General features: G+C 66.9%; 18 protein-coding genes. 14 read left to right on the top strand and 4 right to left on the bottom strand.

The window, feature by feature from the left end:
• Positions 1–84: 84 nt before the first annotated feature.
• The 13 genes from P0D62_RS07445 to P0D62_RS07385 all read left to right on the top strand — a co-directional run bounded on the left by P0D62_RS07445 (position 85) and on the right by P0D62_RS07385 (position 12831).
• On the top strand, positions 85–921 hold the full coding sequence (locus P0D62_RS07445; RefSeq protein WP_275701998.1) for an endonuclease domain-containing protein: 837 nt from the start codon (positions 85–87) through the stop codon (positions 919–921).
• 251 nt (positions 922–1172) lie between these two features.
• Positions 1173–1802: an SAF domain-containing protein gene (locus P0D62_RS07440; protein ID WP_275701997.1), complete on the top strand. Its 630-nt coding sequence runs from the start codon at positions 1173–1175 to the stop codon at positions 1800–1802.
• A 1-nt stretch (position 1803) separates the two neighbouring features.
• Positions 1804–2607, top strand: a complete 804-nt coding sequence (locus tag P0D62_RS07435; protein ID WP_275701996.1) for a hypothetical protein — start codon at positions 1804–1806, stop codon at positions 2605–2607.
• Positions 2604–4049: a CpaF family protein gene (locus P0D62_RS07430; RefSeq protein WP_275701995.1), complete on the top strand. Its 1446-nt coding sequence runs from the start codon at positions 2604–2606 to the stop codon at positions 4047–4049. The genes P0D62_RS07435 and P0D62_RS07430 overlap by 4 nt, the downstream gene beginning before the upstream one ends.
• Positions 4050–4210: 161 nt before the next feature.
• Positions 4211–4900, top strand: coding sequence for a type II secretion system F family protein (locus P0D62_RS07425; RefSeq protein WP_275701994.1), 690 nt, complete (start codon positions 4211–4213; stop codon positions 4898–4900).
• Positions 4897–5760: a hypothetical protein gene (locus tag P0D62_RS07420; protein ID WP_275701993.1), complete on the top strand. Its 864-nt coding sequence runs from the start codon at positions 4897–4899 to the stop codon at positions 5758–5760. Before P0D62_RS07425 ends, P0D62_RS07420 begins: the two co-directional genes overlap by 4 nt.
• Positions 5761–5793: 33 nt before the next feature.
• On the top strand, positions 5794–5982 hold the full coding sequence (locus tag P0D62_RS07415; RefSeq protein ID WP_275702033.1) for a hypothetical protein: 189 nt from the start codon (positions 5794–5796) through the stop codon (positions 5980–5982).
• A gap of 164 nt (positions 5983–6146) precedes the next feature.
• Positions 6147–8840 (top strand): LysM peptidoglycan-binding domain-containing protein, encoded by a 2694-nt coding sequence (locus tag P0D62_RS07410; protein WP_275701992.1) that lies wholly within the window; start codon positions 6147–6149, stop codon positions 8838–8840.
• Positions 8841–8879: 39 nt separating this feature from the next.
• The gene (locus P0D62_RS07405) at positions 8880–9158 is read left to right on the top strand and encodes a DUF4031 domain-containing protein (protein ID WP_275701991.1); all 279 of its coding nucleotides are present in this window, start codon (positions 8880–8882) and stop codon (positions 9156–9158) included.
• A 125-nt stretch (positions 9159–9283) separates the two neighbouring features.
• A complete protein-coding gene (locus P0D62_RS07400) occupies positions 9284–9922 on the top strand; it encodes a cytidylate kinase-like family protein (RefSeq protein WP_275701990.1) in 639 nt (212 codons plus the stop codon).
• A gap of 84 nt (positions 9923–10006) precedes the next feature.
• A complete protein-coding gene (locus tag P0D62_RS07395; RefSeq protein ID WP_275701989.1) occupies positions 10007–11134 on the top strand; it encodes a lipid II:glycine glycyltransferase FemX in 1128 nt (375 codons plus the stop codon).
• 4 nt (positions 11135–11138) lie between these two features.
• A complete protein-coding gene (locus P0D62_RS07390) occupies positions 11139–12158 on the top strand; it encodes an alanine racemase (RefSeq protein WP_275701988.1) in 1020 nt (339 codons plus the stop codon).
• 25 nt (positions 12159–12183) lie between these two features.
• Entirely contained in the window at positions 12184–12831 is a 648-nt protein-coding gene (locus P0D62_RS07385; protein ID WP_275701987.1) for a DUF998 domain-containing protein, read from the top strand.
• 266 nt (positions 12832–13097) lie between these two features.
• On the opposite strand, the gene P0D62_RS07380 is transcribed toward P0D62_RS07385, so the two are convergent.
• The 3 genes from P0D62_RS07380 to P0D62_RS07370 all read right to left on the bottom strand — a co-directional run bounded on the left by P0D62_RS07380 (position 13098) and on the right by P0D62_RS07370 (position 17163).
• On the bottom strand, positions 13098–13355 hold the full coding sequence (locus P0D62_RS07380; protein ID WP_275701986.1) for an addiction module protein: 258 nt from the start codon (positions 13353–13355) through the stop codon (positions 13098–13100).
• Positions 13356–13447: 92 nt separating this feature from the next.
• A complete protein-coding gene (locus P0D62_RS07375) occupies positions 13448–15256 on the bottom strand; it encodes an ABC transporter ATP-binding protein (RefSeq protein ID WP_275701985.1) in 1809 nt (602 codons plus the stop codon).
• Positions 15253–17163, bottom strand: a complete 1911-nt coding sequence (locus P0D62_RS07370; RefSeq protein ID WP_275701984.1) for an ABC transporter ATP-binding protein — start codon at positions 17161–17163, stop codon at positions 15253–15255. Before P0D62_RS07370 ends, P0D62_RS07375 begins: the two co-directional genes overlap by 4 nt.
• Before the next feature lie 133 nt (positions 17164–17296).
• Between P0D62_RS07370 and P0D62_RS07365 the strand changes: the two genes are divergently transcribed.
• The gene (locus tag P0D62_RS07365) at positions 17297–19195 is read left to right on the top strand and encodes a penicillin-binding transpeptidase domain-containing protein (protein WP_275701983.1); all 1899 of its coding nucleotides are present in this window, start codon (positions 17297–17299) and stop codon (positions 19193–19195) included.
• 75 nt (positions 19196–19270) lie between these two features.
• Here P0D62_RS07365 and P0D62_RS07360 read toward each other — a convergent pair whose 3' ends face one another.
• A complete protein-coding gene (locus P0D62_RS07360) occupies positions 19271–20092 on the bottom strand; it encodes a rhomboid family intramembrane serine protease (protein WP_275701982.1) in 822 nt (273 codons plus the stop codon).
• Positions 20093–20206: the final 114 nt, after the last annotated feature.

The raw sequence follows: 20206 nt of genomic DNA, 5'->3' as shown, positions 1-20206 counted from the left end.
GTGCGTTTCTCATCGTCGCCGAGTTATCCACAGGGTATGACATCCTCCTTCCATCCCAAGGCCGCACCGGCTGAGCTAGGAATCATGCCCACCGAAATCGACCTAGCCCTCGAACACGCTCCCGTCCTCAGTCGCCGAAAGCACCGTCATCTCGCGGGATCCATCAATCACGCCATCCGAACCGGGCGGCTGGTACCGCTCTTCCCCGGCACCTACGCGCGCGAGACGAGCTTCGATCTCTTGACTGAAGCGCTCTTCGAGTGGGATCCCGACGCGGTGCTGGTCGGCGGCGCAGCTGCGAAGTTGACCTGGTGGCCCGAGCTTCCACACGACGTTGTCCACGCTGCCGTCACACGCCAGCTCAGACGAGACGTACCGGGTGTATCCCTCGAGCGAAGGCGCATACCCCCGGAGCTCGTGATCACGAGGGCGCACCTGAGGGTGCAGCATCCCTCGGCGAGCACCCTCGACTTGGCCCGCATCACCGGGCCGTCCGCCATCGACGAGGCGCTGAGGCGTCGGGTGGTCACCATCTCGTCGCTTCGATGGGCGCACTCGCTCATGCCGGGCCGCCGCTTGAACACCGTGGTCGCGCGCTATCTCCGCGACTCGGCCGACGAACCATGGTCCGCGTTGGAGCGGCAGGCACATCACCTGCTGCACAAGGCTGGGATCAGCGGATGGCGAGCGAACTACCGCGTGCGAGTCAGCGGCAACACCTATTTTCTCGACGCGGCCTTTCCTGGACGCCGGCTCGCACTCGAGTTCGACGGCTGGCAGTTCCACGGCGACAGAGCCAGTTTCATCCGGGATCGTGAACGCGATGTGGCCTTGCGAATGGCGGGCTGGACCGTGCTGCACTTCACCGCCGAGACCCTCTCCCAAGTCGTCAAAGCAGTTCGTCACATTCTCGATGAGTAACGCACACTCGGCCCTTGTAGAGACGCGAAAACCGCAAAGTGACCCTTGAGCGGGACTTTTTCATCGCCAGTCCCCGAGGACTGAACAGCGACCTTCAATCGTCATCTGACTAGGTCATTCATACCGCGAGAGGGTTACCGCGCGACCCCGCACCAACCGCGAAGTTATCCACAGCTCCAGGCTCGCCTCTACAAATGAGCCGCTCCAGCCCCTAGATTTTGGCCCCAAGCCCACGAAGGAGGTGACCCACGATGCTGAAGGACACGCCATCCGACGACGGCGCGGGGGCATCTCGACGCCCGGCCGGCGTGCAACTGCGAGCGCGCCGAAGCCCCAAGCTGATCGCACTGGGGGTGCTCGCCGTGGCGTTGGGCGCGCTGGGCGCAGCGGCGCTTTTCACCTCGAACAACGATCGGGTGCCGGTGCTCGCCATGGCGACGGATGTGTCGCGCGGCGAGACCCTGCAACAGGAGAGCCTCACCACCGTGGAGGTTCCCGCCCTTCTCGCCGCCGGAGCCGTGCCTCCCTCCGACGTAGAAGCGCTCATCGGACAGCAGGCGCTGAGTGATCTGCCGCAGGGCTCCTTCCCTCGTCTCGATCATGTCGGCACGCGTTCACTCCCCGACGGCGAGGTGCTGCTCGGCCTGAGGCTGCCGCTTGGTCGGATCCCCGTCACCACCATGCCGCCGGGCACCCGCGTGACGCTGGTGAGCCTGGCTGATGAGACGCGTGCGGACGCCATCGTGGTCACCCTGCCCACCACGATCAACGACGACGAGACCTACGTGTTCGACGTTCGGCTTCGCTCCGAAGTGGCCGAGTCCTTGGCGCGCCTCGCCGCGACCGATCAGATCACGGTCGTGATGGCGAAGGAGGCGTGACATGGCCGTCGTCCTGCTCTGCGGTGCGCCCGGTTCGCCGGGCGTCACCGCCACCGCGTTGGGGCTCGCCCTCACCTGGCCGCGCGACGTTCTGCTGGCCGACTGCGACCGCGATCCTTCTCAAGCCGTGCTGGCCGGGTATCTCCGTGGAGTAGACCATCGCGGCCTCGGTCTGGGCTCCCTGCTCCACCTGCACCGAGAGGGCACCAGCCTCTCCCCAGAAATCTGGCGCCACACGCTCGCCCTCGCGGACGGCGAGGAGCCTCGCCGCAGATTTCTCCCAGGTTTTCTGCACCCCGGCATGCCACGGCTCTTCGAGTCTGTCTGGGCGTCCTTGGGCGAAGGGTTTGCCTCTCTCGACGCGGTGGGCGCCGATGTCCTGATCGACGGCGGACGCATCGGCCCTTCGGGTCCGCCGCTGGGCTTGCTCACCAACGCCGACGCGGTGCTCTTCGTCACGCAGACGTCCTTGCGTTCGCTCGCCTCGTCGCGGATCCATCTCACGACGCTCACCGAGCAACTGTCCAGCCTGCCGGTCTCGAGGCCTTGGGGAATGGCGTTGATAGGCCCGAACCGGCCGTATGCGAGTTCGGAGATCGCACGGCAGTTCGAGGCCGAGATCTGGACGGAGGTGCCGTGGGAGCCCAAGCGCGCCGCGGTGCTCAGCGACGGGACGACGGAGCCGCGGCGGTTCTTCGAGCAGGATCTCATGGGGCGCTTCAGGGCGGAGGCCAAGCGGCTGAGCGAGCGGCTTGCTGATCGCCGCGGCGAGCGGCTCACCACGCTGAGGCGGGTGGACGCATGACGACACCGGCCTCCAAGCTGCCCTCCCTCACCGGCGACCTTGGGCTCCTCGGGATTGTTCCTCAGCCTCTGCGTCAACAGGATGAGTCGGCCAGACCTCCCCGCAGAGCCCACGCCGCGGTGACAACCGACGGGGTCGATTGGCAGTTGGTCGTCACGTTGCGTCGCCAGACCGCGGAGCAGCTGGGTCGTGCCATGGAGGAATGGCGGGCGAGCCGTGGCTCCCCCATGCCTGACGAAGACCGGCGGGTACGCGGCCGCGCGATCATTCGCGCGGTCGTGCACAACCGCGCACAGCTGCTGAGCGAGCAGGGCGAGGCGCTCTGGCCGTTGGAGACCGAGCTGCGGTATGCGGATGCCGTCGAGTCGGCGATCTTCGGGTACGGCCGATTGCAGCCGCTGTTCGAGATCATCGACGCCGAGAACATCGAGATCCACGGCTACGACAACGTCGCTGTGCAGTACGACGACGGGCGTCGCGAACCTCATCCCCCGGTCGCTGATAGTGACGAGGAACTCGTCGAGGCGATCAGGTTTCTCGGCGAGACCGCCCATCCCCCACGGCCATTCGACGACGCGCATCCGACGATGACTCTGGCTCTCGGCAGCCGGTTCCGGCTGCACGCGATCGGGTTCGGGTTGAGCTATCGGCCCAGCATCGTGATCCGCCAGCACCTGCTCACGGACATCACTCTGGCCGACCTCTCCCGCGACGGAATGCTGCCACGTCCTCTCGCTGAACTTCTGCATGCCGCGGTGCGAGCGCGGAAGTCCATCGTGATCAGCGGCGATCAGGGCGCGGGCAAGACCACTCTGTTGAGAGCTTTGATCGACGCGATCCATCCCACCGAACGATTCGGAACGCTGGAGACGGACTACGAGCTGCTCACCCACCTGAGCGAGCGACGACGCAACGTCCTCGCGCTGCAGGCCCGGATCGGCATGGGGGAGTCGGCAGATGGACGATCGGTCGGCAGCTACACCGTCGCAGATCTCATCCCAGAGGCCCTCCGCCAGAATCTCAGCCGGTTGATCGTCGGCGAGGTGCGCGGCGAGGAGGCCGGCGCGATGTTCGAGGCGATGCAAGCCGGCGCCGGAACGCTGTCGACGACGCACTCGCATTCTTCCGCCTCGACCATCGACCGACTGGCCGCTCGCGTCGCACAGGGCGGAGTGCTCGGGATGGACGAGGCGATGCGGCAGATCGCCCATCACATCGACTTCATCGTGCACGTGGTGCTGCGCGACGACGTGTGGCGCGGTGGCCGCCGCAGCCGCTATGTCAGCGAGGTGCGCCAGATCACGGGATCGCTGGAAGCCGGGCGACCCACCACCCACCTGGTCTATCGCGCCGCCACACCCATCCAGCCAGAGCTCTTCCAGCCGGACGCGGTCACCCTCGACGAGTTGGCCGCCTTCCGTCAGGACACGCCATGGGGGTAGTGATCGCCTCCACCTCGGGCGCACTCGTCGTGCTAGGCATACTGCTTGTCACCGATGGGGTCAGGCGCCGCGAGCGGGCCGTATCCACAGAATCATCCACAGGTCTGTGGACAAGAGGCCGCTCATTGTGGGGATCTCTCAACACCAGACAGCGCGGCTGGGTGGGGCTGAGTATCGTCGCGGGCGTACTCACCGCGGCCATCACGGGGTGGCTGCTAGCTCTCGTCGTCATTCCGGGCGCGCTGATCCTCATCCCCCTCCTGCTCTCGGAGCCACCCAACAACGAAGTGGAACTGCTGGCCGCGCTCGACCGATGGGTCCGGTTGCTCGGAACCTCGCTCACATCCGGAAAATCGATCCGCGACGCGATCTTCTCCACTCGAAGTCAGGCCCCTTCCGTCTTGGTGCCCGCGGTGACCCGCCTCTGCGACCGCCTCGATCAGCGCTGGCCCACTCGCGACGCGCTGCTGGCGATGGCCGACGAAGTGAACTCGGCCGACGCCGACGCGGTGCTCGCGGCGCTGGCGATCGCGTCGACTCGGGGCGGCGTCGGAACCAACGCGACGCTGATGGGACTATCCGACACCATCCAGGATCGTCTGCGGGCGCTGCGCGAGGTGTCCGCCGAGCGAGCGAAGCCGCGCGCCGTCGTGCGGCAGGTGACGGCCATCACGCTCACCGTGCTCGGGCTGGCGCTGGTATTCAGCGGATCCTTCTTCGCCCCGTATCGCACGCCGGTCGGGCAGATCATCGCCTTGGCCCTGTGCCTTGCTTACGTGGGGTGCCTGGTCATGCTGCGGCGACGCACGGTGCCGCCGCCCGCTCCTCGGTTCCTGCGGAGCGCACCATGATCGGCTGGGCCATCGCCAGCGGCGCCGTGGTCGGCTTGGGTGTGATCATGGTCGTCGCCGGGGCACGCCCCGCGACCGTGCGGCTCGACGACGCGCTCAGCTCGCTGTCCCACCGCGCACCGCTGGTTCAGAACTCACCGTCCAGTCAGACCACGAGGTGGTCGTTCCACGGACTACGGCTACCGCTGTCCGCAAAGCAGCAGCGCCTCCTGCTCATGCAGGATCGCCCGGTGGGAGACTTCTTCACCGAGAAGCTGATCTTCTCCCTGACCGGCCTCCTACTACCCGGTGTGTGGTTGATCATGGCCCTGGTTCTCGACCAGCAACCCAATCCGGCGTCGCCGGCCTGGGGCCTCCTCGGCGCGATCGCCGGCTATTTCCTGCCCGACCTCCGGCTCGCACGCTCCGCGACCACCCACCGTCGGGCCACGACGGACGCCGTGCACACGTTCTTCGACCTGGTGGCTCTCGAGCGCCTCGCGAACGCGTCGGCGTCGCAGGCCGTCGCCTCGGCCGCCGCCGTCTCGGACGTGCCACTGTTTCGCCGAATCACCGCCGGACTGGAGCGCGCACGGATGGAGCAGCGCCCGCCCTGGGGAGAACTCCGCGCGATCGCTCAGGAGTGGGATGTGCCCGAACTGGCCGACCTCGCCGACGTGATGCAGCTTGAGGAGCAAGGCGTCGGTTTGGCAGGCGTGCTGCAGGCGCGGGTGAAGGAACTCCGCGACGCGCACCTCACCAAGCAGAAGGTCGCGGCCCAGGAGGCCAGCGAGGGGCTGACCATCTGGATGACGATCCCCGCGATGCTGCTCGGCCTCGCCTTCCTGGCTCCCGCCCTCCTGAGACTCGTCTCCCCGTAACCCATCACCCTCCACCCAGCAAAGGAAGAGAACATGAAGGCAATTCACTGGGCCGTCGGCACCTGGATCGACGCGAAGTACCGCCCGCGCGACGAACGCGGACTGTCGCAGTCGACGGAGAATGCGATCCTGCTCGCCGGCGCCGTCAGCGTCGCGCTGGCGATCATCCTGTTCATCACCGACTACGTCCGCGACCGTATGCCCACTGCGACCGTGCCGTGACGCTTGTCAACCCCTTTCCGCCTGCTGTGCATAAGTCTCCGCGGCTTTTCCACAGTAGGCGGATTCACCGGTGATTGACGCCCCCACCGCACAAGAATGACGGGACGAACATCCACCGGCAGCACAACCGCGCCGGCCGGGCCAACACCACGAAGGGAGGCTGCATGAAGCTGATACGCGCGTTCGTGGCCATCGCGACGCTTCTGGTCGTGGTTGTCGGCGTGCCGTTTCTGCTGCTGTCCTGGGGGCGCGTGGACGCTCTGGTCGGCGTCGATTGGGCCCGGGTTCTCACCACGCCGGACAACGGACAGGTTCTTCTGGGCCTCTTGTCCGTGGTGGCGTGGGTCGCCTGGCTCGTGGTCGCCCTCACCACGTTGTTCGAGGTGTTCGCCGTCCTCAGCCGCGGGCGCGTCGCCATCCGTCTCCCCGGCACCGAGTGGCTGCGCCCCACCATCACCGCACTGGTCGCGGCGGCGACCTTCGCGCCCACAACGGCGCTGGCCACACCACCCCTTCCCCTGCCACCGCCTGTCATGACGGCCGATACGGTCGCCGTGGCAAGCCCTCGCCCCGTCGCCACGGAGGCACCCGCCTCTCACGCGCCGCACACCCGGGAGTACGTCGTCCAGCCTGGCGACGAGTTGTGGGGAGTGGCCGAACGGGAGTTGGGCTCCGGTGACAGGTGGCGCGAGATCGTCGCCGCGACGGCCGGGCTCACAGCGGAGTCACGACTCATCCCTGGACAACGCCTCGTCCTGCCACAACGCGCCGAGCAATCAACCACCTCCGAAGAGATGCAAGAGCAAGGGGAGGAGCACCCGAGCACCGTCGTCGTGGCCCGGGGAGACAGTCTGTGGCGCCTGGCCGAAGCGCACCTAGGCGACGGGGAGCGCTGGCCCGAGATCTATCGTCTCAACAAGGATCAGATCGCGGATCCCGACCAGATCGACATCGGATGGGTGCTCACCCTGCCGGCGATGGAGGCCGCGGAGGCAGACGAGAACCAGCCGGCCCCAGCGAACGAGACTGCGCAAAACGTGTCCGATCCCACCGAGCCGGAGCCCGTCGAGCTGCCTGAACCACAACTCGAACTGATGACGGAGCGCCACATCCTTCCGGAGGGGGACCGCGTCGTCGCCCCAGATCCTCGTCCCTCGCAGCACGCTCCCTCCGATGCCGCGCCTGTTCCTTCTTCTTCCGAGGAGGAGGACGCGGGCGTGGGTGTGTTGCTGGGATCGATGGCCGCGGTGCTCGCCGCCAGCCTCGCCGTCGGAATCGCCCAGCGTCGCCGACTGCAGGCGCTGGGGCGCACCCTCGGGCACCGCATCGCGCCACTCGGCACCGATCTCCTCCGCTTCTGGACGGCCCTGGTCCGACGCGCGGGCAGCTCCACTCACACCAACAAGGACGCCGCCCCTACCGCGTGGCTGATCGGCTGGGACCCGTCGGCCAACGAGGTTCTCCACCACCTGGAGGAGGAGCGTCGCAGCTTCGTCACCGGTCCTCACGACAGCGTCCAAGGCCTGCTGGGCGCGGCCATCACGAGCCTCCTATGTGCGCCTTGGTCGGAGGAGGTGTCGTTGATCGTGGCCGACGCCCCCGACGACTGGGCCGGCTCCCTGGACGACCCCGCAGTACGAGCCTTGTCCACCAACGACGCCCTCCAGGAACTCACCACCGTCGCGACGGAACGCCGGGTAGGCCTGGGCCTTCGAACCCTCGCGGAGGTGCGCGCCGACGTAGAACTCGCCACAGCCTGGGCGCCGTTGGTGTTCGTCTTCGCCCAACCTTTGCGGCCGCACCAAGAGGAGGCCGTCGAGAGGGCACTCGACCTGGGTCAGGTGGGGATATCCGTGCTGGCCGCATCCGCTCATCCCGGGCGCGCGTCGGCGATCCATGTCGACGACGATCGGCTCCTCCTTCCCGGACGTCCTGAGCCGCTGACTCCCCAACTGATCGGGGCGCCGGCGCGCCGCGCCCTCGTCCAGCTCTTCGCCGACACCGCGTCGGCGCACAACACCCCGGCGCCGTGGTGGACCGAGGATCCTCAAGGCCCCGAACCACCACTTCCCGAGATGCCGCGGCCATACACAGCGGAGGTCATTCCGATGCCAGAACCCCCGTCGCCGACGCTGCTCCTCCTCGGTGAGGTCGACCTGCTGCATCACACCGGCCCCGAACCCAGCAAGGCACGAACGCAGTGCATCGAGTACTGCGCGTGGTTGTTGATCCACCCGGGGGCCACATCCACTCAGATGCAGCGCGACCTGATGGTCGCCGAAAGCACGCGCCGATCGAACATGAGCAGACTGCGCACGTGGCTCGGCACAGCACCCGATGGCACCCAGTACCTCCCCGACGCCTACTCCGGCCGCATCGAACTCCACCCCAAGGTGTCCTCTGACTGGGAGCGTTTCGATGCGCTGATCAGCGGTTCGGTCAACCTTTCGAGCACGTCCACGCTGACCGATGCCCTCGCGCTGGTACGCGGCGAGCCATTGCAAGGCGTCGCCTTCCAGTGGGCTTGGGCGGAAGACCTTCGCGTCACCATGGAAGCGACGATCATCGACGCGGCATGCGCGCTCTTCGATCGGTCGCTCCCTCAGGGAGACATGTCAACCGCCGAGTGGGCGCTGAGCCAAGGCCGGCTCGCCGCCCCGCACGACGAGAATCTGGCCTCTCGCGCCGTCCAGTACTGGGCGAGCATCGGCAATCGGCGAAAGGCCGATGAAGAGGTTCTGGCACTCACCCGAGTCGCCCGCGCGGCAGGACGGGATCTCCGCCAGGAGACCGTGGTGCGGATTCAGCACGCTCTACGAACGGTGGTTGCCGAGCCGCGGCGTGGCGTGCTGCAGTAGGCACAATGGCATCGTGCGTCGGAACGAAAGGAGGCACCTATGGCGATCCTGATCGATCCACCGGTGTGGCCGGCGCATGGCACCACCTTCTCTCACCTCGTCTCCGATGTCTCCCTCGACGAACTGCACGCCTTCGCATCAGCCAACCACGTCCATCCACGCGCCTTCGATCACGACCACTACGACGTACCCGCAGAGAGCTACGAGCGGCTCGTTGCCGCGGGTGCCCTTCCCGTGCGAGCACGCGAGCTGGTGCAGCGCCTCATCGCGTCCGGCCTCCGCGTGCGCAAGCACCTTCTTAGGGCCGAACAAAGGTAGTTCTCATATGTGCTGACATTTGAGGCCACGGGCACTAGAGTTGTCCCATAACTCGTGCGCCCACGTCCGGGCGGAGTAAACAGTTGGCATGGCGTGCCCCACACGCCGCCATAGGAAGGAAGATCATGGCAGCCATCACGATTTCCCGGCAGCTGGGCAGCCACGGCGCGCGTATCGCACGCGGGGTCGCCAAGAAGCTCGGCTGGCCCCTCGCGGACAAGGCCACCATCAACAAGGTGATCAAGCAGTACGGGCTGATCCACCTCGACGACCTCTACGGCGACAAGGCCCCGAAGTTCTGGGAGCTGTTCAAGCAGGACAGCGTCTGGACCATCGAGTGGATGAACAAGACCATCCTGACCGCGGCAGCTGAGGGCGACACCGTCATCCTCGGTCGCGGTGGATTCGCCGTCCTCCAGCCTTACAGCGACGTGCTCGACGTGTTCGTCAAGGCTCCCGACGAGGTACGCGCCCAGCGCATCGCACTGCGCGACGACACCACTCCGGAAGAGGCGGCCAAGAAGATCGAGTCCGACGACAAGGCTCGCTCCAAGTTCACCAAGCTGCTGTACTCGAAGGATTGGGCCGACGAGGCCAACTTCGATCTGGTCATCGACACCGGTGAGGTCACCGACGAGGAGGCCATCGATCAGATCGTCGCCGCCTACGAGGCGCTCATCGCCAACCCCAAGGAAGGCCCGCGCGTCGCCGACATCGAACTCGACCCGGTGCTCGCCGACACCACCAAGGACGAGCTCTCCTGAACTCCGCCTCTGGGCGCGACACTCACCGCCCCCAACTGCCCGAACTCTTGGCCGACACGCTCGGCTCCGGGTAGGTTGGGGGCGGTGAGCATTGTTGTGCGTCCCATCAGCACCGAAGAGCATCTCGGGTTCATCGCCGAGCGTGGTTCGGCGTCCTTCCTGCAGACTCCAGCCTGGGCCAAGGTCAAGGCCGCGTGGCGCGGCGAGTCCATCGGCTGGTTCAGCGGCGATCAGCTCATCGGGGTGGGCCTGGTTCTCTATCGCCAGCTGCCCAAGCTGAAGCGCTACCTCGCCTATCTCCCCGAGGGCCCGGTACTCGACTGGGAACGCGACGACCTGGACGAGCAGTTCGACGCCCTCGTCGCCTTCGCGAAGAAGCGCAAGAGCTTCGCCGTGCGGATCGGGCCTACCGTCGTGCATCGTCGCTGGAAGGCCGACACGATCAAGGCCGCCGTCGCCGACGAGAACATCACCCGGCTCTCTGAGGCTACTCCTGACGAGACGACGCGCCTCGGCACCCGAGTGCTGCGCCAGCTCCAGCACGGTGGCTGGGTGACCGAGGATTCCGGCCACGGCTTCGCCGCCGGCCAGCCCATGTTCAACTTCCAGCTGCCATTGCGCGACGCGGATGGCAACCAGCTCGCCGAGGACCAGCTCCTCAAGGGCATGAACCAGCTGTGGCGGCGCAACATCAAGAAGGCCGACAAGCTCGGCGTCGAGGTGCGCCTCGGCACGCGCGAGGAACTCGCCGGCTTCCACCGCATCTACTTGGAGACCGCCGAGCGCGATGGCTTCACCGGACGCGCGCTCAGCTACTTCGAGGAGATGTGGGATGCGCTCAACGCCGAAGAGGACGGGCGGATGCGGCTCTACCTCGCCGAGCACGAGGGCGACCTGGTCGCCGCCACGACGATGGTGCAGGTCGGTGAGCACGCCTGGTACTCCTATGGTGCTTCCACCAACGCCAAGCGCGAGGTGCGCGGCTCCAACGCCATCCAGTGGCGGATGATCCGCGATGCCAACGCGGCTGGGTGCGCCGTCTACGACCTGCGCGGCATCACCGAAGGCGTTGGCGCGGACGATCCGGAGATCGGCCTGATCCAGTTCAAGGTGGGCACCGGCGGCGAGGCCGTGGCCTATCTCGGCGAATGGGATCGCGCCATCAACAAGCCGCTCTACGCGGCCTTCAGCCTCTACTTGAAGCGGCGGTGACCCGATGACGCTCAGCCTCCACATCGACGCCGCGCGGTGGCGGGCGCATCAGGAGCAGGTGCTTCACGACGTCCGAGGCCTCGTGCCCGTCGCCAAGGGCAACGGTTACGGCTTCGGACTGGATCTCCTGGCCCAGGAGTCGTCCCGGCTGGGCGTCGACGTCATCGCCGTCGGCATCGCCCAAGAGGTGGCGGCGGTGCGCTCCGGTGGTTGGGACGGCGATGTCGTGGTGCTCAACCCGTGGCGCCCCGGCGACGCTCTGGCCACCGCCCTGTTGGACGATCACCGCGTGATCACCACCGTCTCCCGAGCCGACGATGTCGACCAGATCGCTGAAATCGCGCCGGGTGCACGGGTGATCGTCGAGATCCTCACCTCGATGCGCCGCCATGGGATTCTCCCTGACGAGGCGTCCCGGCTCTCGCTGGACGGCGTCAACCTCGAGGGGTGGGCGATCCATCTACCCGCCACGGGTTCTCTGGAGGAGGCCCTGCGCTTGGCCCACGCGCCCCACGCGGAGGCTCCGTTCTGGCTGTCTCATCTGTCGGTGGACGACTACCGCAGCTTCGCCGAGGACTCCCCCGTTCCCACCCGGATGCGAGTCGGAACACGGCTCTGGCTAGGCGATAAGCAGGCGTACCGCACCACCGCAACGGTGCTCGACGTGCACCGCGTATCCCGGGTCACCTCCCTGGGCTATCACCAGAGTAAGGCGCCCAGCGACGGTTTCATCGTGGTGGTCTCAGGCGGCACCGCGCACGGCGTCGCCCTGGCCGCGCCTGTCCCGCAGCGTAACGCCAGGCAGCGCCTGATCACCGTGGCCGAAGGGGTGCTGTCAGCCACCGGCCAGGCGCTCTCGCCCTTCTCCCTCGGCGGCAAGAAGCGTCCCTTCGCGGAGCCCCCGCACATGCATTCGTCGATGCTGTTCGTGGCCGGCAAGAGTCCGCTGGTGAAAGTGGGCGACGAGGTGGATGTCACCGTCCGCATGACCACCACCACCCCCGACGAGATCGTCGGACTCTAGGCAAACACCAGTTTTTTGAGGTGCGATGAAGCGATACCGGATCGGCGCATTCCTGCTGATCGCGAGCGCCGCGCTCATCCCGATACAGGTCGTCGTCGCGTCCGCATGGCCGGATGGGTACTCGCTCACGCGTAACGCGATCAGCGATCTGGGCGTGACGGTGTGCGGCGAGTTCGCGGAACAAGGCCAGCAGCTTCGAGAGGTCTGCTCCCCACTGCATCCGCTGTTCAACGCGGGCATGGTGCTCACCGGGATCTTGGTGGCAGCCGGCGCACTGCTCGTCTCCGGCTACTGGGGCAGCGCGCTGGGACGAGTTGGAGCGATCTTCCTGGCGCTCAGCGGACTCGGTGTCATCGGCGCCGGGCTCGCGCCCTGGGATATCGCCCCCGATGTGCACGACCTTGCTGCTCTCGCGCAGGCCGTTGCTCAGTGGGTGGCGATGGTGTGCTTCGCCGTGGCTGCCGGCCGCGGGGCGTTCCGGTGGTTCACCGTCGCCGCACTCATGCTGTCCGTGGCCGGATTCGCGGGCTTCATCGCTGCCCTCGACGGAGTCGACATTCCCGTGCTGGGTTTCGGGGGCACGGAGCGGCTTTCCTTCGACACCCTCACCGTCTGGGTCGTCGTCCTGGGAGCCACCATCCTCCGTCGGCCTCGAGAGCAGGGCACCGAATGACGCTCTTTGAGGTGCGGCGGCTCAGCCGCACTTCGAGACGCTCGTCCCTCGCTCCTCAGCAACCGGAACGAGCCCCAGGCCGAAGCCTCGACAATCAGGGCAAGCGCGGAGCGCCGATGACGCTCTTTGAGGTGCGGAGCGCAGCGGAGCCTCGAAAAGAGCAGCCGGCGGTCACAGAACAGTCGCTGCCTAAGATTGCGCTGGGTCTTCTCGGGGCTTCTCGCGAAGTTCAGCGCGAGCTTCGGAGTGCTCGCGAGTGAAGAGGGTCACTTGCGACGTGCGGCGAGTTCGGCCCGAAGCTGCGCGTGCACCTCGGCCGCGTCGAGCAACTCGACCTTCCCGCTTTCGATGTCGTCAATGCGACGGCGAAGCTCTGCGCGCCAGGCGGCATCGACCTCGGCCTGATCGTCGGTCACGTGGTCGTCCGCATCAAGGCTGCGGATACCGCGATGCAGCACCTCGGCACGGTCCTGTCGATCCATAGACAGCAACAGCTGCTCAACCTCGGCGACGCTCATAGTCATGCTTGGAGTTTACGCCGCGACCCCGACGGCGCCCAGTAGTTCCTGGCCGCTGTGGAAAACTGACATCTGCTCGCCCCGCATGCCGAAGGGCGTCAGGCGAGGGACGCGATCCATGCGCGGTGGAGGTCGGCGTAGCGGCCCTCGCCCTTCACCAGCTCCGACGGGACACCGTCTTCCACCACCTGGCCGTGCTGCAGCACCAGCACGCGGTCGGCCACCTCGACGGTGGACAGCCGGTGGGCGATGATGATCGCCGTGCGATCGGCGAGGATCGTGCCCAACGCCTGCTGGACCAGGCGCTCGGTGGGGATGTCCATCGAGCTGGTGGCCTCGTCGAGGATCAGCACCTTGGGGTCGGCCAGCATCACGCGCGAGAAGGCGATCAGCTGACGCTGGCCCGCGGAGAGCCGCCCGCCGCGCTTGCCGGTATCGGTGTCATAGCCGTCGGGCATCTCCTCGATGAAGGTGTGCGCACCCAGCGCGCGGGCGGCGGCCTCCACCTCCTCACGGGTGGCGTCGGGGCGGCCGAAGCGGATGTTGTCGGCGATAGAGCCGGCGAAGATGAAGTTCTCCTGGGTGAGCAGCGTGACGTGGCGACGCAGGGTGTCGTCGTCGAGGTCGCGCAGGTCGACGCCGTCCAGCCGCACGGCGCCCGCGTCAGGATCGTAGAAGCGTGCGATCAGCTTGGCGATCGTCGTCTTGCCGGCACCCGTGGTGCCCACCAGGGCGAGCGTCTGCCCGGCGGGGATGTCCAGGCTGAGACCCGGAAGCACCGTGGTGCCCTCGATATAGGAGAAATCCACATCGTCAAACGTCACCTGGCCCCGGGCGGCTGGCAGCGGCGTCGGCTCAGCCGGGTCGTCGACCTGCGGCTCCTCCTCCATCACGCTGGAGACCTTCTCGAGCGCGGTCAGTGCCGATTGCAGCGACGAGATGAACTGGCTGAGATCCTGCATGGGATCGAAGAACATCCGCACGTACAGCACGAAGGCTGCCATGGTGCCGACGCTGACCGTGCCGCCGATCGCGAAATAGCCCCCAGCCAGCACCACCACGACGATGCCGAGGTTGCCGATGGCCTGGATGCCAGGCATCGCGCGGGCGAAGACGCGCATGGCGCGCACGTTGGCGTCGCGGTAGTCGAGCGCCACCGAGCGGAAGATCTCGGCGGAACGAGGCTCGCGACGGAAGGCCTGCACGGCCTTGATGCCGGTCATGGTCTCGATGAACTGCACGATCACGATGGCGGAACGGGTGCGCACGGCCCGGAAGGCGCGCGTCGAGGCGCGGGCGAACCAGCGCATCAGCAACAGCAGCAGCGGATAGGTGAGAAAGGCCACGACGGCGAGCCGCCAGTCGAGGGACAGCATGATCACGCTGGCCCCGACGATGGTGAGCACCCCGATGATCACCACGTCGAGACCCTGCAGCACCAGTTCCTGGACGCCCTCGACATCGCTGCTCATGCGCGAGATGGCGCGGCCAGAGGTGTAGTGGTCGTGGAAGCGGATGTCGAGGCGCTGGAACTTGGTGAACAGCCGGCGGCGCAGCTCGAACAGAATGGAGTTACCGATCCGCCCCGAGCGGCGCAGGAAGGTGGCGCGCGCGACGATCTGCACCAGGATGGCGCCCAGCATCAGCGCGACCGAGGTGTAGAGCACCGAGCGATCGGCGGTGAGGCCGTGGTCGAGCACCTGGCGCACCAGCACCGGGATGTAGAGGCGAGCACCCGCCTCGGCGACGACGACCACCACGAGGAACAGCAGCCACGCCCGCCATGGCCGGATCAGGTCGGCCAGCAGGCGACGCGAGGGCGCGCGCAGCCCGACCCCGGCGTCCTGCTCGTCCTGGATCTCCTGCTTGACGCCGCGCCACTGGTGGTTCTTCGTCTCGACACTCATCGCTTGTCCGCCTCGTATCGGTCGCGCGGGCCTTCACGTCGGCCCGTGGTGGGCAGTTCCTCGAGCAGCTGAGCGAGCGGCGAGTCGCCATCCTTGCGGTCGGTGGGGCTGATCACTCTGCCGCCATTGTCCCCGCCGTCGAGCGCGATCGAGTAGTCGGCCGAGAGCAGCTCGCGGTATTCGGGCACGGTGGCCAGCAGTTCGGAGTGCGTGCCGACGTGCGCGATCCGGCCCTCGACCAGCATCGCGACGCGGTCGGCCAGCAGCACCGTCGACGCCCGGTGCGCGACGACCAGCCCGGTCACGCCCACCAGCGTCGACTTCAGCGCCTCCTCCACCTCGGCCTCGGTGTGGATGTCGAGCGCGCTCAGGGTGTCGTCGAGCACAAGCACCTTGGGCGAGACCAGGATCGCGCGGGCCAGGGCCAGCCGCTGCCGCTGGCCGCCCGAGAGGCTCAGCCCCTGCTCGCCGAGCCGGGTGTCCAGGCCCCAGGGCAGGTCGTAGACGAACTCCGCCCGGGCGACGCGCACCGCCTCGGCGATGTCGTCGTCTGTGGCGTCGGGCCGGCCGAGCGTCAGATTCTCGCGCGCCGACATGGAGAACAGGATGGGATCCTCGAAGGCGACGCCGATTAGGCTGCGCAGTTGGGTGAGGTCGAGGTCGCGCAGATCGATGCCGTCGAGCAGGATCTGCCCGCCGGTGACGTCGTCGAGGCGCGGGATCAGCGACACCAAGGTGGACTTGCCGGAGCCGGTGCCGCCGACCAGGGCGACGGTCTCACCGGGTGCGATGGTGAGGTCGACGTCGCGCAGCGTGGGGTGGTCGGCGTCGTGGAACTGGTACTCGACGTGGCTGAGCCGCAGCTCACCGCGGGGGTTCTCCAGGCGCTGGTCACCACTGACGATGGTGACCGGCGCATCGAACACCTCGGCAACACGATCGGCGGCAGTGGCGGCCTCGCGCATGAACGACAACAGGAAGCCGAGGCTGCCCACCGGCCAGGCCAGCGAGAGCAGCAAAGTAACGAAGGTGACAGCCGCACCCACCGAGAGCACGCCGCCGGACACCCCGATGCCGACGCCCAGCAGCACCACGGCCAGCAGCACCGACGGGAAGACTTCGAGCAGGGTCCACATCACAGACGCCAGGTTCATCCGGTCGATGCCGCTGGCGGCCAGCGCCGCAGCACGGGACTCGAAGCCCTCGAAGACGTACTTGGCGCGCCCGAAGGAGCGGACCACCCGCACACCGTGCAGCGATTCCTCCGCCGAAGACGCCACGTCGCCCGTCTGATCCTGCACGCGCCGCGAGATCTTTCCGAAGCGACCCATCAGCACGAAAGTTGCGACGATCACGGGGATGACGAGCACCATCACCGCGACGCCCACCTGCCACAGCGTGGCCACCATGATGCCCACCACCACCACGATATGGATGCTGTTCATCAGCAGCACAACCAGGCCGAAGGACATGAAGCGACGCAGCACGCCGAGGTCGCTCATCATGCGCGACAGCAGCTGGCCCGACTCCCACGACTTGTGGAACTGCAGCGGCAGCCGCTGCAGCTGATCGAAGAGATCCAGCCGGATGTCGGCCTCCATGTGCGACGTGGCCCGCACCATGATCCAGCGGCGCAAGAAGCCCAGCAGCGCCTCGACCACGCCCACCAGGAGCAGCAGGAACGCGTACCAGACCACGCCGCGGGCATCGCCGTCGCGGATGGGTCCGTCGACGACACGCCCGAGCAGCACGGGCCCGAGCACACTGAGCCCCACACCGGCGGGCGCCGTGAGGAAGGAGAATGTGAACTGGCGCCAGTACGGCTTCACATAGGGCAGAAACCGCAACACGTTGGGCTTACCTGCCTTCGCCGGAGCCAGGGCATGGGTCCGGTCGATTTCACGCATTGCTCCACCATACCGCCGCCCTCTGACAGTCCGGATTTCTTCGACGCAGCCGCTGCCTGGAGATGGCCGCGAGGCTGTCGGAGGGTGCCGGTAGGCTCGTGAGAAGAGAATCCGAGACCGGGGAGGTCTGCTCGTGGGTCGTCGTCCGATCGCCATCATCGCCGCTGCGGCGTGCTTCGCGCTCTTTGGGTGCACGCCCAGCAACCAGCCGGAGCCCGACCCCACCAATAACGTGCCCTCGGATGTCCCCGATGCCGCCCCCGCGCTCGCCGCCATCGCGACGGCGATCACGGAGAAGGACATCACGAAGGTTCCCATGGTGCGCGCAGCGGCGGATGCCCAGGAAGAGTTCGAGACGGTGTTCGCAGGGATGGACGAGATCTACCCGGAGATAACGCCCGGCGACATCGTCTACGGCGAGGACGGACGGTCGGCCACAGCGACGTTGCATGCGAGTCTCGCCGTGACCAAGGAGCCGTGGACATATGACACCACCGCCAGCCTGAAGCTGGTCGACGATCAGTGGCGCCTCGACTGGGCACCCAGCGTTCTCAATCCCGATGTCACCAGCGACTCACGGCTACGTCGCACCTCATCCCTCAGCCGTCGTGGCGCCATCAACGACAAGGACGGGCTGGCGCTGGTGGAGGAGCGGGCCATGTTCGAGGTCGGGCTGGACAAAGGCGCGGTGGACGCCGATGACTGGATGGATGCCGCCGAGGATCTGGCCACCGTCATGGATATCGACGTGAAGGACTACCAGAAGAAGGTCGAGGCCGGGGGCGAGCGCCAGTTCGTCATCGCGGCCACCGTCAGCCAGGATCAAGTCAGCCCGCAGGTCAGTGAGATCCCCGGTGTGCACGTCAACGAGATCGCGACGGTGACCGGCCCGAGCAAGACCTTCGCCACCGGACTGCTCGGCACCATCGGGCACCCCACATCAGAGATGATCGAGAAGTCGGACGGCACGCTGAACGCCACCGATGTGGTGGGCCTGAGCGGGCTGCAGGCCCGCTACGAGGAGCAACTGGGCGGAGCACCAGGCGTGGTGGTCACGCTGGTGGAGCGTAAGGATCGCACCACCGAGGGCGAGTTCAACGAGCGCGTGCTTTTCCAGCAGGATCCCAGCGTCGGCTCACCCATCGACACCAGCCTCGACCGCGAACTCCAGACCGACGCAGAGAAGGTGCTCGCCAAACAGAAGGGCATCGCTGCGCTCGTCGTGATCGACCTGGCCACCGGCGGTATCGCGGCGGCCGCCACCTCGCCAGAGGCAGGCAGCTATCCGCATGCCACCTTCGGCAAGTACGCACCAGGCTCCACCTTCAAGGTGGTCTCCGCCTTGGCCATGCTGCGCGACGGGAAGACGCCGTCGTCGACGGTGCAGTGCCCGACGACGCTGCAGATCCCCGGCCATACCTTCAAGAACTACGACGGATACCCGTCGAGCAAGAATGGCTCGATCACGCTCACCGAGGCGATCGCCTACTCATGCAACACGGTGTTCACGGGCGCGGCCGAAGACATCACCGCCGAGGAACTGCATGCGGCGGCCGGCAGCCTTGGCGTCGGCACCGACTACGACGCCGGCTTCACCTCCTACTTCGGCACGGTAGAGCCCGACAACGACATCGACCGGGCAGCCAGCATGATCGGTCAGGGTCAGGTCACCATGTCTCCGATGGGCATGGCGGCCGTGGCCGCATCAGTGGCCAGCGGCAAGACGGTGATCCCGTGGCTGGTGAAGGGTCACGAGGCGAAGTCCACCGCCGATCCCCTGACCGAAGAAGAGGCATCCGCGCTGCGCACCATGATGAAGGCCACCGTCGACGAGGGCAGTGGCACGTCGCTACAAGGCGTCATGACCGGAGCGAAGTCCGGCACCGCAGAGTTCGGCGCCGACCCGAAGAATCTCGACACCCACGCCTGGATGATCGCCTTCAACGACACCTACGCGGTGGCCAGCTTCGTCGAGTTCGGCGACTCCGGCGGCACCACCGCCGCCCCGCTGATCAAAAGCCTTTTCGACTGACGCATCCACGCTCTTCGAGACGGTCGCTTCGCTCCCTCCTCAGGGACCACCTCGAGGAGAGCGTGACGGTGGGTTCTATCGCTGCAGGGCGGTGATGACGGACAGGGCGATGCTGCCAAGGCCCAGCAGGATCAGCAACGGCCATTGCCACGAGCGCTTGTCCTTGGGCAGGTGGATCACGGCGGCGGTGGCGGCGAGGCCGCCGAGGAAGCCGCCCAGGTGACCCTCCCAAGAGATCTGACCGAGGTTGGTCACCGTGATCGCGACGTTCAGACCCAGCCAGATCAGGATGGAGCGCACGTTGCCCTGGTGTTTGATCGCGATCAGCAGCACCGCCCCCATCAGGCCGAAGATCGCCCCCGAAGCACCGAGTGTCATGCCGAAGGTGGGAGAGAACAGCACCGCCACGCCAGACCCGGCCAGTGCAGCGATGAAGTAGATCGCGAGGAACCGGGAGCGACCCAGCAACTTCTCGATCAGCGGCCCGAGCATCCACAGCGCCAGCATGTTGAACCCGATGTGCCAGACCTCCACATGCGCGAAGGCGCTGGTGATCAGCTGCCACCAGGCACCGGAGCCCACCCCGGGAACCCACGAATAGCCGGCTGTCGATGAGGTCATGCAGCCGACGTGGTCGGTGAGCGCGATGTGCAGACCGTCGCCGGTGTCGCACATGCCGACAGGAATCAACGCGATGGTCTTCGCCAGCCAACCGTTCCACCCGCCGGTGAGCATGATGCCGATCCAGACCAGCACGTTGATGGCGATCAGCACGATCGACGTGATCCGCGGATCACCGGAGCGCTTGCCGCCGTAAGGCAGTTCGGCCTGGCGCATGTTCTTGACGCCGGCTCGCACGCACTCCGGACACTGGAACCCCACCGGACCGGGAATCATGCATTGCCCACAGATAGGCCGCTCGCATCGCTGGCAGGCCACCCCCGCCGCGGTACCCGGATGTCGATAACAGGAAACCTGCGGGGCGTTGCTCATCCCCACAGCGTACCGGCG

Source organism: Tessaracoccus caeni (assembly GCF_029211185.1).
Taxonomy (GTDB): Bacteria; Actinomycetota; Actinomycetes; order Propionibacteriales; family Propionibacteriaceae; genus Arachnia; species Arachnia caeni.
The sequence above is the reverse complement of the archived record's forward strand: the minus strand, read 5'-3'. Positions and strand labels throughout refer to the sequence as shown.